Raw genomic sequence first — 14,087 nt, forward strand, 5'->3', positions numbered from 1 at the left:
GCTGGTGAAATCTAACCCACAGGACTGCTGGGCCGGGGGTCTCCGCAAGGACTGCTGAAATCCGCAAGCAACGCGGTGTGCACATCCTGAAGGGATTCGGTCATGGAATTTCCGGTGCTGCCGCCGGAGATCAACTCCGCTCTGATCTATGCGGGGGCTGGGACCGGGCCGTTGTTGAAGGCCGCTCAGGCATGGCAGGGACTCGGTGCCGAACTGTGGTCGGCCGCAGCCTTGTTCGGTTCGGTCACGTCCGGCCTGACGGAGGGGGCATGGCAGGGTCCGGCCGCAGCCGCGATGGCCGAGGTGGCCGGTCCGTACGTGAGCTGGCTGAGTGCCGCGGCTGCGCAAGCAGAGACGACCGCCGCGCAGGCCGAGGCGGTCGCGAGCGCCTTCGAGACGGCGGTGGCCGCTGTCGCGCACCCGCTGGCGGTGGCGGCCAACCGCAGTGAGCTGGTTCGGTTGGCGCTGTCCAACATCTTCGGCCTCAATGCGCCGGCGATTGCAGCCACTGAGGCGGCGTACGAACAGATGTGGGCCCAGGACGTCGCGGCGATCTTCGAGTATCACGCCGGCGCGTCGGTGATCGCCGCGGCGTTGACCCCCTTCGTGCACAATCCGACCGGGCTGGCCGGCACGGCAGCGGCGATCGGTGCCGCCGCCGGGGAGAAAGCGATGCAACTCAACGCCGGCATCGCCAACGTCGGCAACTACAACCTCGGCCTGGGCAACGTCGGTCAATGGAACGTGGGTGCGGGCAACCTCGGCGCGCAGAACCTGGGGTTCGCCAACAGCGGTATCGGCAACTTCGGCTTCGGCAACGTGGGGAACGGCAATATCGGGTTCGGTAACGCGGCCCTTGGCGCCTTCCTCGGTGGCAATATCGGGTTCGCGAACACCGGCGCCAACAACTTCGGTTTCGCAAATACAGGGAACAACAACATCGGCATTGGGCTGACCGGTGACAATCAGACCGGTATCGGCGGCCTGAATACCGGTACCGGCAATATCGGGTTGTTCAATTCTGGAACCAACAACGTCGGATTCTTCAATTCTGGTACGGGCAACTTCGGTTTGTTCAATTCCGGAAATTACAACAGCGGTGTCGGCAACTCGGGGCTCGCCAGCACAGGCCTGTTCAATGCCGGAAACTTCAACACCGGTCTGGCCAATGTGGGCAACTACAACACCGGCACGCTGAACGTCGGCAGCTTCAACTCCGGCGATTTCAACCCCGGCCACACGAACACCGGGTGGCTCAACACCGGCAACACCAACACCGGCATCGCCAATTCGGGCAACGTCAACACCGGTGCCTTCATCGCGGGCAACCAGAGCAATGGCGTGCTGTGGGTGGGTGACAACGAGGGACTGATCGGCTTCGCCAGCGGGACGCATGTGTCCGTCATCCCGCTCGACTTGGGCATCTTCGGCGGCATCGGACCCATCACCTTGCGGCCCATCCCGATCATTCCCACCATTCCGCTAAACATTCACCACACATTCTTCATCCCGCCGCTGGCCATTCCAGACATCGTGATTCCGCCAATCGGTGGTGGCACAGCTATCCCGATCAGCATCGGGCCGGTGACTATTACGCCGATCGAACTGATAGCCAAACAGGTATTCCAGGCGAGTTTCCCGGCCGGGCCGTTCGATCTGTTCGGGATCGTCACAATACCGCAGACCATCGATTCGGCCGGTTCGGTCACCGGCCCGATACATATCGACACCCGCCTGCCCGTATTGAATGTCAAAGTCAACTGGAACACCCCGTCGTTCACGATTTTCCCAAATGGCATCAGCGTGCCGGATAGTCCGCTCTCGCTGCTGGCTAACTTGGGCCTGGGAACTCCCGGCTTCACCATCCCCGGCTTCAGCGTTCCCGGACAACCGATCCCGCTGACGATTGACATTGACGGCCAAATCGACGGCTTCAGCACCCCGGCCATCACCATCGACCGCATCCCGATCAACCTCGGTGCACACATCGAAATCGGACCCACCCAGATTCGGGGTCCGTTCAATCTTCCGGCGACACCGGGCTATGGGAACACCACCGTTGCTCCGTCGTCCGGCTTCTTCAACTCCGGTGCCGGCGGCACCTCGGGGTTCGGCAACATGGGCGGGGGAGTATCCGGCTGGCTGAACCAGGCGCCGAACTTGCTGACGGGATCCGGCTCAGGTGCATTCAATGCCGGGACCTTGCACTCGGGCATGCTGAACTTCGGGTCAGGGGTGTCCGGTCTGTACAACACCAGTTCGCTGCCGTTTGGAACGCCGGCATCGCTCTCCGGTATCGCGAGCATCGGCGAAACACTGTCCGGTGTCTCCGCGGCGGGAAGCGCGCTGAGCCGCGGCATCATTGCCAACCTCGGCTGGGCCGACGTCGGCAACTTCAACGTCGGGTTCGGCAACGTCGGCGACTTCAATCTGGGTGCGGCCAACGTCGGCGGGTACAACCTCGGCTTAGGCAATGTCGGGGACGGCAACTTCGGTCTGGGTAACTTCGGCAGCGGCAATTTCGGTTTCGGCAACGCCGGCCTGACGCTGGGCCAGTTGGGTAACGGCAACTTCGGTTTCGGCAACGCCGGGAGCGACAACTACGGCTTCGCGAACCTGGGATTGAACAACATTGGTTTCGCCAACACCGGGAACAACAACATCGGTATGGGGCTGACGGGAGACAACCTCACCGGTATCGGTGGCCTGAACTCCGGTTCCGGAAACATCGGGTTGTTCAACTCCGGAACCGGCAACGTCGGCTTCTTCAACACCGGCACCGGCAACTTCGGCCTGTTCAACTCTGGCAGCTTCAACACCGGGATCGGCAACTCCGGATCGGCGAGTAGCGGCCTGTTCAATGCCGGCGTCCTGAACACCGGCGTCGCGAACGCCGGCAGCTACAACACCGGCAGCTTCAACGCCGGCAACACCAACAGCGGCGACTTCAATCCGGGCAACTTCAACACCGGCTGGTTCAACACCGGGCACTCCAATACCGGGCTTTTCAACTCTGGCAGCCTCAACACCGGTGCCTTCATGAGCGGTCACGGCAACAACGGCATGTTCTGGCGCGGCACGTACGAAGGCCTGATGAGTGCCTACTCGGACATCACGATTTCTCGGGCCCCTATCACCGTGCACGCCATCGGTGGCGTCGGGCCCGTTCATGTCGCGCCGGTGCCCGTCCCCGCGCTGCACTTCAACATCACCAACGCGGCCGTCGGCCTCGGGCCGATCAACTTCGCGCCCATCACCGTTCCCGCGATACCGCTGCAAGCTCTGGGTTCGGTGGACCTGGGGCAGACCTTCATCTCGCCCATCGTCGTGCTCAACTCGCGCTTCGACGCCATCTCGGCCAGCATCGGATCGTTCAGCTTCAACAATCCGTTGGTCAAGATCGACAAGTTGGGTAACCCGAACGGGTTCTTCATCTCCGACCTCTCGTTGAGCGGTGTCAAGATCAGCGGTCCCACCATCGGCAGCGACATCCCGCTGTCGGTGAGCCTGAGCACGAACATCGTGCGGCTGCTGCCCAATGGCTTCTCCATCCCCGCCCAAACCATTGCCAACATCGCCATCACCGGCGGCAACGACGCGTTCACCTTCTTCCCCAACGGGCTCACCGTGCCGAAGGCATCCGCCGGGATCGCCAACTTCTCCGGCGGTCTAGACGCATTTACGCTGCTGCCAAACGGTTTAACGATCACCACCGTGCCGTTGACCCTCGACGCCAAGGGCATGGTCGGTGACATCCACCTGCCGTTCATCGACATCAAGCCGCTCCCGGGCTTCGGCAACTCGTCCACCACTCCCTCGTCGGGCTTCTTCAACTCCGGTGGTGGTGGTGGCTCGGGGTTCGGCAACTTCGGTGCCGGAATGTCGGGCATGCTGAACCAGGCGCACGACACACTGGTAGGTGCGGGTTCTGGATTCGCCAACTTCGGCACGGCGGGATCGGGCCTGTTGAACGCGGGTTCGGGCGTGTCGGGTTTGTTCAACACCAGCGCACTGCCGCTCGGAAGTTCCGCTTTCCTCTCGGGGTTCGGCGGCGTCGGCCACCAGCTATCCGGATTGTTCACCGCGGGAACGGTTCTCAACCAGGGCAGCAGCATCCTCAACCTCGGCTGGGCCAATCTCGGCAGCGGCAACTTCGGCTTCGGCAATGTTGGAGATCTCAACCTGGGCGCCGCCAACATCGGTGGGCAGAACTTCGGCGGCGGCAACATCGGTAGCGGCAACTTCGGGTTCGGCAACTTCGGCAACGGCAACATCGGATTCGGCAACACCGGCCTGGCCGCAGGCCTGTTGGGCAACAACAACTTCGGATTCGGCAATGCCGGCAGCAACAACTCCGGGTTCGGCAACTTCGGGCTCGGCAACATCGGATTCGCCAACACCGGCAACAACAACATCGGCATCGGGCTGCAGGGCGACAACCTCACCGGCATCGGCGGCCTGAACAGCGGTAGCGGCAACATCGGGCTGTTCAACTCGGGCACCAACAACGTCGGGTTCTTCAACACCGGCACCGGCAACTTCGGGTTGTTCAACTCCGGAAGCTACAACACCGGCATCGGAAACGCCGGGATCGCCAGCACCGGTCTGTTCAACGTCGGCAACTACAGCACCGGGCTGGGCAATGCCGGCCACTACAACACCGGCAGCTTCAACACCGGCACCGGCAACAGCGGCGACTTCAACCCCGGCAACTACAACACCGGCTGGTTCAACACCGGGCACGCCAACACCGGCGTGTTGAACTCGGGTGACGTCAACACCGGCGCGTTCATCAGCGGCAACTACAACAACGGCATGTTCTGGCGGGGCAACTACGAAGGACTGGCAAGCTTCTACTACGGGATTACCATTCCCGAGTTCCCCATCCACGTCACCACCACCGGCGGCCTCGGACCCATCGTCATCCCGGACATCCACGTTCTTCCGCCACTGCACTTCGGTATCAACGGCAACGGCAACTACGCCTTCACTGTGCCCGACATCCCGATCCCGGCCATTCACATCAGCTTCGACGGAACCGGAAACATCAACTTCCACGCACCGGCGACCACGCTGCTGTCCCCGATCAGCGCCAACGGACAGTTTGTCGGTGGCCCCGTCACCGCCTCTAACATCACGCTGAACCCGTTCAAGGTGAACTGGGCCCTCCCGCAGTTCTTGCGCGATTGGTTCGGGCTGCCGGAAAGTATCTTCATCGAGCTCGAGGCTCCCGTCGTCCTCAATTTCATTACGCTGGGCCAGCTTTACCTGCCGCTGGAATTCGCCAACCCGGCGATCGCCCTCGATGCGATTTCGATCAGCCAGGCGCTCCCGATCGACATCCCGCCGATCGACATCCCCGCCTCGGTGATCAAGGGCATGTCGATGGGGCAGACGCTGCCGATCAATTTCTCCGCGGACATTCCCGCCGTGACCATTCCCGGGATGACGATCGCCGGGATTCCGCTGAACTACGACATCGCCACCACCGCGGGGCCTTACACGCTGTCGATCATCGACCTGAAGCCGACTCCGGGCTTCGGGAACTCGACCACGCTGCCGTCGTCGGGCTTCTTCAACTCCGGCGCCGGGGGAGGCTCGGGCTTCTTCAACGCCGGCGCGATGGTCTCGGGTCTCATGAACAACGCGTCGAGTGCGACGCTGGGCGTGCTCTCCGGTGTGGGCAACGTGGGTTCGCTGGTATCGGGTATGTCCAACGCCGGCACCGGCATCTCCGGCCTGCTGAACGTGAGCTCGCTGGAGTTCGACACGATTGCGAACATCTCGGGGTTGAGCAACCTCGGCAACCACGTCTCGGGCATCTCCTACCAGGGCCTGATCGCGATACTCACCGCCCCCTCGAGCCCGTCCCCGATCTCGCAACTGATCGACGGTTTCTTCCACGAACTTGAGGCATTGGATCCGGTCAACCTGCTGAGCCTGGGCAACGTGGGTGGCATCAACATCGGCTTCGGCAACTTCGGCGAGTTCAACCTCGGTGCCGGCAACGCCGGCGGCATGAACTTCGGCGGCGGCAATCTGGGTGGCGGCAACCTGGGCTTCGGCAACCTGGGCAGCGGCAACTTCGGATTCGGCAATATCGGTGACGGAAACTTCGGGTTCGGCAACAGCGGCCTGGCGGCAGGACTGTTGGGCTACAACAACTTCGGGTTCGGCAATGCCGGCAGCGGCAACTACGGCTTCGCCAACTTCGGCGTGGGCAACATCGGATTCGCCAACAGCGGCAACAACAACATCGGTATCGGGCTGCAGGGAGACAACCTCACCGGCATCGGCGGGCTGAACTCCGGTAGCGCAAACATCGGGTTGTTCAACTCCGGCACCGGAAACATCGGCTTCTTCAACACCGGCACCGGCAACTGGGGGCTGTTCAACTCCGGCGACTACAACACCGGCGTCGGAAACTCAGGGACGGCCTCCACCGGTCTGTTCAACGCCGGCAACTTCAACACCGGCCTGGCCAACGCCGGGCACTACAACAGCGGCACCGGGAACGCAGGCAACACCAACACCGGCGACTTCAACACCGGCAACACCAACACCGGCTGGTTCAACGCCGGCAACACCAACACCGGCATGTTCAACACGGGCAATGTCAACACCGGCGCCTTCAACTCCGGCAACTTCAACAACGGCGTGTTGTGGACCGGCGAATACCACGGCGTGTTCAGCTTCAAATACAGCATCGAAATCCAGCCGAGCACCATCCTGGACTTCAACGAGACCTTCAACTTCGGTCCCGTCACCATCCCGCAGTTCGACATCCCGAGCATGTCGCTGTTCGACATTCACCAGGTCGTCAACGTCGGACCGTTCACCATCCCGCAGATCGATGTTCCGGCACTGGGCCCCGACATCCACCAGACCATCGAGATCCCGTCGATCGTCTTCTTCAAGGGCATGACCCTCGGTGGCGAATACCTCTTCCCGTTTACGGCCCCCCGGCGCCGGCGCCGCCGCCCTTCACCCTGCCGGTCATCACCGTCAAGGCCCTCGGCGACGTCTGGACGATCGGACAACCGAATGGCGTCATGGACAACGGCTGGGCCCGAAAGCCGGTCACCGGTCTCACCTTGTTCGGCGGGCCGAGCAATGCATCGAGCGGCTACACCAAGATCACCATGCCGACCGTCACCATCCCGACCATCGCGAGCGACCCCTTCCCGTTGAAGATCGATCTGACGGGCGGGATTCCGGCGTTCACCCTGTTCCCGGGCGGCCTGAACATCCCGCAGAACCCGATCCCGATCAACATCGACGCGGCCGGTGTGCTGGATGCCATCACGATCTTCCCCGGTGGTCTCACCATCGACCCGCTGCCGCTGAAAGCTGCGCTGAACATCAGCATGCCGCACAGCAGCGTCACCATCATCGATATCCCGGCGATGCCGGGCTTCGGAAACTCCACTGCCACACCGTCGTCGGGTTTCTTCAACAGCGGTGCCGGCGGGGTGTCGGGTTTTGGCAACTTCGGTTCTGGCGTATCAGGCTTCCTGAACCAGGCGCACACGGCGCTGACCGGAACGCTGTCCGGCACTCTCAACGTCGGGACGTTGAGTTCGGGCCTGCTCGATGTGGGTTCAGGGGTCTCCGGATTCTTCAACACGGCCAGCCCGCTGGTCTTCGGCACGCCGGCGCTGCTTTCCGGCATAGGCAACTTCGGCAACCACCTGTCCGGGCTGTCCGCTGCCGGAACCGCGCTAAACCAGACGCTGATGGCCAACGTCGGCCTGGCCGACGTCGGCAACCTCAACGCCGGCTTCGGCAACATCGGTGGATTCAACCTGGGCGCCGCCAACATCGGTTTGCAGAACCTCGGGTTCGCCAACGTCGGCCATGGCAACTTCGGGCTGGGCAACTTCGGCGACGGCAACTTCGGGCTGGGCAACTTCGGCAACGGCAACTTCGGGTTCGCCAACACCGGCCTGGCCGCAGGCCTATTGGGCAACAACAACTTTGGGTTGGCCAACTCCGGCAGCGGCAACATCGGTTTCGCGAACAGCGGCAACAACAACATCGGCATCGGGCTTTCGGGCGACAACCTGACCGGCATCGGCGGGCTCAACTCCGGGTCCGGAAATATAGGGCTGTTCAACTCCGGAACCGGCAATATCGGGTTCTTCAACAGCGGCACCGGCAACGTCGGGTTGTTCAACTCGGGCAGCTACAACACCGGTGTCGGCAACGCGGGGACGGCTTCTACCGGATTCTTCAATACCGGCAACTTCAACAGCGGCGTGGCCAACGCGGGGCATTACAACACCGGCAGCTTCAACGCGGGCAACACCAATACCGGCGACTTCAACCCAGGCAACATCAACTCCGGTTGGTTCAACACCGGCAACTCCAACACGGGCGTGCTGAACTCGGGCAACATCGGCACCGGTGCGTTCATGACGGGCAACGCCAGCAACGGCTTCTTCTGGCGAGGCGAGTACCAGGGCTTGTTCAGCTACGCCACCACCTTGCCGATGCCGCCGGTCACCCTCTTCGACATCCACGCCAACGCCTCCTTCGGGCCGGTCGTCATCCCGCCCATCCCGGTGCCCGTGACACACCTGCACCTCACCGGCAACGTCGCGATGGGCGCTTTCACCATCCCGCAGATCGACATCCCCGCGCTGCACCCCGACTTCAACGGGACCATCGCCGTCGGCCCGATCAGGCTGCCATCGGTCGCCATCCCTGGTATCAACCAGCTCGAAATAATCCAGCACGTCGACCAGACGACCGGGTCGAACTCGGCGATCAGCCCGTTCATCATCTGGACGTGGCCGAGTGAAGGCCACCCGTTCGACACAGGTCCTACCTACTACACCATCGGCGCCAGTTGGCCGGGGCCCCCCTTCGCAACAGGCAACCTGGTCACCTTCGGCGGCGTTGCCGGGGAGTCCAATACCTTCTTCAAGCTGATAACCTCGGGATTCCATACCCCCGAAATCAACATCAGCCAGATCCTGGCCAGCGTGCATGCGCCCGGTGTCATCGACGCGATCACCATCTTCCCCGGCGGATTGAACTTCTCGGCGGCAAACCTGCTGAGCCTCAACCTCGATGCTGGGACCCGTGCGGTCAGCATCCCGGCGATCACGTTCCCGCAGATTCTGGGCAACGCCGACGGCTCGGTGTACCTCATCGGCAGCAACACCACGGTACTGCACATCCCGCCCACTCCGGGCTTCTGGAACACCACGGCCACACCGTCTTCCGGCTTCTTCAACAGCGGCGCGGGCGGCGGCTCCGGTTGGGGCAACTTCGGCGCCGGCGTGTCGGGCCTCTGGAATCAGGCTCACGACGCATTGATGGGCAACGGTTCTGGATACATGAATGTGGGCTCACTGCACTCCGGTTTGCTGAATGTGGGCACGGGGCTGTCGGGCCTGTACAACACCAGCACGCTGGCCTTCGGACAGCAGGCGCTGCTGTCCGGCTTCGGCGATGTCGGCCACCATCTCTCAGGCATGATGACGGCCGGATCGGACATGAACCGGTCGTTGATCGCCAACATCGGGCTGGCCGACGTCGGCAACTTCAACGTGGGCTTCGGCAACGTCGGTGACCTGAACGTGGGCGGGGCCAACATCGGCGGCCAGAACTTCGGGCTGGGCAATATCGGCAATGGCAACTTCGGGCTGGCCAATGTCGGCAACGGCAACTTCGGGTTCGGCAACTCGGGTCTGGCCGCAGGCCTGTTGGGCAACAACAACTTCGGCTTCGCCAATGCCGGCAGCGGCAACCTCGGTTTCGGGAACTTCGGCCTCGGGAACATCGGATTCGCCAACACCGGCAACAACAACATCGGCATCGGGCTGCAGGGCGACAACCTCACCGGCATCGGCGGGCTGAACTCCGGCAGCGGCAACCTCGGACTGTTCAACTCGGGCAACGGCAACATCGGGTTCTTCAACACCGGCAACGGCAATGTCGGGTTCTTCAACACCGGCAACTACAACACCGGCATCGGCAACGCCGGAATCGGAAGCACGGGGATATTCAACGCCGGCAACTTCAACACCGGGCTGGGCAACGCCGGGCACCACAACACCGGCAGCTTCAACGCGGGCAACGCCAATAGCGGCGACTTCAACCCGGGCAACATCAACACCGGCTGGTTCAACACCGGAAACTCCAACACCGGCCTGCTCAACACCGGCAGCGTCAACACCGGCGCTCTCGTCTCCGGCAACTACGTCGACGGCCTGATCTGGCGAGGCAACTACCAAGGCCTGCCCGGATTCTCCCTCGAGTACACCTTCCCGGTGATCCCGGTGGTCGGCGCCGACATCGTCGGCGGCCTGGGGCCCATCACCGTGATTCCGCCCATCCACATCCCGACCATTCCGTGGTACCTCGACGCGGCCGGCGGGATCGGCCCGGTCAACATTCCGTCCATCCCGATTCCGTCGATACACGCGTCGATCAGCCCAGGCATCAGCATCAGCCCCATCAGCGTCGCGCCTATTACCATCACCGGACCGAACATCACCATCGACTACAGCACTGCGCCCAGTTTCTCGATCTCCGGCGGGAGTTCAAGTTTCGTTGTCGCCGCCAGTTACGGTTTTGTCATTCCGGGACCGATCACGATCGAGGGCTCTCCGGCCGGTGTGAAGGTCGACAGCCCCGGCTTCAAGCTCGAGCCGATCCACACCCTGGGTGGGTCGCTGACCATCCCGGGATTCACGATCCCCACCGGGCCGATCAACATCGGGCTGCCGCTGTCACTGACCATCCCCGGTTTCAACACCCCGGCCGGCGGAATCCCGTTGCTGCCGTTGGGCTTCGGCTTCGAAAGCGGCACACCGTCCTTCGACCTGCCGACGGCCGTCATCGACCGCATCCTGTTCGATCTGCACGCGACCAGCACGCTGGGGCCAATCGACATTCCGCTCGCCGGGTTCGGCGGCACCCCGGGCCTCTTCAACACCAGCCTGCTGCCGTCGTCAGGCTTCTTCAACAGCGGCGGCGGCACCGTTTCCGGCTTCATGAACTTCGGCACCTCCGTGTCCGGCCTGCTGAACTCGGTGTCGACCGCGGCGGCCGGATCGCTTTCCGGCGTCGCCAACTTCGGCACCCAACTATCGGGCATGCTGAACCGTGGCACCGATATTGCCGGCCTGTACAACTTCAGCTCCTTGGACCTGTTTGCGTCCGCGGTGATCTCGGGCTTCAACAACGTCGGCGAGAAGTTGTCGGGTTTCTTCTTCACCGGGAAAGGGCCGTGACTGTCTGACCGCCGCCTCTTGGTTCGTCATCTATACAAAGGCTGTAAGTGACGCACCGCAGCAGAGGAGCCCGTGAACGATGACTGACATCACCCGACTGAACAGCGAGTTGGTGGCCCGCGTACTCACCAGCGAGGCGGCGGCATCGCCCGCGCTGCGCCGAGCCGCCTTCGACAATGCCGGACTGACCGAGCCGATACGTGCCTTGATCGAAAAGGTGGCCCAGCGCTCCTATGAGGTCACCGACAAAGACATCGCCGAGGTGCGCAAGGCCGGATTCAGCGAAGACCAGGTTTTCGAGTTGGTGGTCAGCGCCGCCGTCGGACAGGCCAACCGCCACTACACCAGCGGCCTGGCGGCGCTCGCCGACGCCACCGGGGCACAGCGATGAGGCTCGGCGTCCTCGACCACGGCCACCCGCTACACATCAAGGCGCTGTTCGCCGTGATCCGGCTGGTGTCGGGGCATCCGGTCGTCGATGCCGTGAAGCTGGCCTTCTACCGACGCGATTTCTACGGTGCCGGCGAGCTCACCCACGAGGCCATGCGAGGCACTTCGGAATGGTCGGTCGGGGACCGCGAGCTGATGGCCGCCGTCGTCTCGCAAGCCAATGAATGCCCGTTCTGCGTCGCCGCGCACACCGCCACTTCCAGACAGTGGTATCGAGACGACGCGAAAGTCGCTGCCGTGCTTGCCGATTTGGATGCGGCGCCGATCGGGGCGGCGTTGCGGGAGACCCTCCGGCTGCTCGGCAAGCTCGCCCGGGAACACCGTGTCGACGCCGACGATATCCGGGCGGTTCTCGACGCCGGCGCTTCGGCCGAGCAGATCAAGGATGCGCTAGGCGTGTGCCTGGCCTTCGACATCACCAACCGGCTGGCCAATGCCTTCAACTTCGAGATGGCCGAACCCGCTGCCATGGACGCCGGCGCGAGGCACCTGCTCAAACGCGGCTACCGATAAACCACTAGGACAGGGTGGCCCGCACGCACACCGTGATGTAAGGCAGGGCAAGGCCATTGGCGTTCGCCAAAGCCGGGTGGGTGGCCAACAGCTCGCGTACCTTGTCCAGCGTCTTGGTGCGCACCTCGGTAGGCGAGGTGATGCAGTAGGTTCGCGAGGCCACCAGGTCGATAAGTGCCTGCGGCGTAAGATAATTGGTCCACTCAAGCTGGTGGCGTTCCACCTCGGTGAACGGCTCGGGGAGTGTCACCCGGTTGCGGACCGGATCGTCGTCGCGGCCGATGATCTCGCCGAGCTCGCGCACCCAGCCGAGCCGTTCGTCGCGGGTGTTCCAGACCAGACCCAGCCGACCGCCCGGACGCAACACCCGGGCCACCTCCGGAATGGCGCGGGCCGGGTCCACCCAGTGCCACGCCTGGGCCACCAACACCGCGTCAACGCTGTTGTCCTGCAACGGGATCTCTTCGGCCGTGCCCAGCAGCGCGCGCGTCTGCGGCAGCGATGCGGTCAGCACCTCCAGCATTTCGGGAACCGGGTCCACGGCTACCACGTCCAGGCCGCGCTCGACCAGTCGCGTCGTCAACTTGCCGGTCCCTGCGCCCAGGTCGAGGACTTCGCGGGCACCGGGCGGCAACAACCAGTCGATCGCTTCCGGCGGATACGTCGGCCGGCCCCGTTCGTAGGCGGCCGCGGCCGCGCCGAAGGACAGGGAACGGTCGCGCTGGGATCGGGTCACCTTGGCTGCCTCGCGCACGCGCCTTCGGCCAATTGCAGGGTCTCGCGGATCAACACACCCACCGCGTCGGATTCGATCAGGAAGCCGTCGTGGCCGCAGATGGACTTGACCACCCGCACCCCGCCGCAGCCCGGCAACAGCTCGGCGAGCTCGTCCTGCAGACGCAGCGGGTAGAGCCGGTCGGACGTGATGCCGCCGACCACGGTCGGGACCGGGCACCGAGTCAGCGCCGCGTGCACGCCGCCGCGTCCGCGCCCGACGTCGTGGCTGTTGAGTGCTTCGGTCAGCGCGACGTAACTGCCCGCGTCGAAGCGGGAAAGCAGCTTGTCGCCCTGGTGCTCCAGATAGCTCTGCACGGCGTAGCGGCCGCCGGCCGCGGGGTCCTCGCCCAGCTGCGGCTCGTTGGCGAACCGCCGGTCCAGCTCGACCTCGCCGCGGTAGGTCAGATGCGCGATGCGGCGGGCGATTTTCAGCCCCTCGTCGGGAGCCCGGCCAGTGTCGTAGTAGTCGCCACCCTGCCAGTTCGGGTCTGCCTTGATCGCCGCGATCTGGGTGGTCTGCGTGCCGAGCTGGTCGCCGGTGGAGCGGGCGCCCACCGCCAGCAACAGGCCCGCCCGCACCCGGTCGGGGTGGCCGACAATCCACTCGAGCGCGCGTGCACCGCCCATGGACCCGCCAACGACGGCGGCCACCTGAGTTATTCCCAGCGCGGCCAGCGTGGCGATGTCCGCCTCGACCTGGTCGCGAATGGTGATGCGTGGAAACCTTGAGCCGTACGGCTTTCCGTCCCGGGCCAGCGAGCTCGGCCCGGTGGAGCCGCGGCAGCCGCCGAGCGAGTTGGTGGCCACCGCGCACCAGCGATTGGTATCGATCGGTGCGCCCGGTCCGGCGACCCCGTCCCACCAGCCGGGCGTGGGGTGCCCCGGTCCGGCGGGCCCGGTGATGTGCGAGTCGCCCGTGAGTGCATGCAGCACCATCACCACGTTGTCGCGCGTCGGCGACAACTCGCCCCAGCGCTGCACCGCGATGTGGACGTCGTCGATGACCGCACCGCTTTCCAGCCGCAGCGCGCCGATGTCGACGACGCCGACCTCACCTTCGGCGGGCAGCGCTTGCGTGGGCACGTCGGAGATCGTCACGTC

At 63.9% G+C, this 14,087-nt stretch carries 6 protein-coding genes; 4 read left to right on the forward strand and 2 right to left on the reverse strand.

Translation table 11 applies throughout. From position 1 onward, the window contains the following. The first annotated feature begins 102 nt into the window (after window positions 1-102). From BN972_RS31080 to BN972_RS03720, 4 genes are all read left to right on the forward strand, one after another. Window positions 103-7,191, forward strand: a complete 7,089-nt coding sequence (locus BN972_RS31080) for a PPE domain-containing protein (RefSeq protein ID WP_167659553.1) — start codon at window positions 103-105, stop codon at window positions 7,189-7,191. After that, window positions 7,143-11,246: a beta strand repeat-containing protein gene (locus BN972_RS31085; protein WP_390176195.1), complete on the forward strand. Its 4,104-nt coding sequence runs from the start codon at window positions 7,143-7,145 to the stop codon at window positions 11,244-11,246. Before BN972_RS31080 ends, BN972_RS31085 begins: the two co-directional genes overlap by 49 nt. Window positions 11,247-11,325: 79 nt before the next feature. Next, complete coding sequence (locus BN972_RS03715; RefSeq protein WP_036353033.1) at window positions 11,326-11,637, forward strand: carboxymuconolactone decarboxylase family protein; 312 nt, start codon at window positions 11,326-11,328, stop codon at window positions 11,635-11,637. Then, window positions 11,634-12,209, forward strand: coding sequence for a carboxymuconolactone decarboxylase family protein (locus BN972_RS03720; RefSeq protein WP_036353035.1), 576 nt, complete (start codon window positions 11,634-11,636; stop codon window positions 12,207-12,209). Before BN972_RS03715 ends, BN972_RS03720 begins: the two co-directional genes overlap by 4 nt. Before the next feature lie 4 nt (window positions 12,210-12,213). Here BN972_RS03720 and BN972_RS03725 read toward each other — a convergent pair whose 3' ends face one another. Both BN972_RS03725 and metX read right to left on the reverse strand, forming a co-directional pair. Next, window positions 12,214-12,945 carry a class I SAM-dependent methyltransferase gene (locus tag BN972_RS03725; RefSeq protein WP_036356442.1) on the reverse strand — a complete coding sequence of 244 codons (732 nt, stop codon included), beginning with the start codon at window positions 12,943-12,945 and terminating at the stop codon, window positions 12,214-12,216. After that, window positions 12,942-14,084, reverse strand: coding sequence for a homoserine O-acetyltransferase MetX (metX, locus tag BN972_RS03730; RefSeq protein WP_036353037.1), 1,143 nt, complete (start codon window positions 14,082-14,084; stop codon window positions 12,942-12,944). The genes BN972_RS03725 and metX overlap by 4 nt, the downstream gene beginning before the upstream one ends. Between the last annotated feature and the right edge of the window lie 3 nt (window positions 14,085-14,087).

Source organism: Mycobacterium asiaticum DSM 44297 (assembly GCF_000613245.1).
Lineage (GTDB): Bacteria > Actinomycetota > Actinomycetes > Mycobacteriales > Mycobacteriaceae > Mycobacterium > Mycobacterium asiaticum.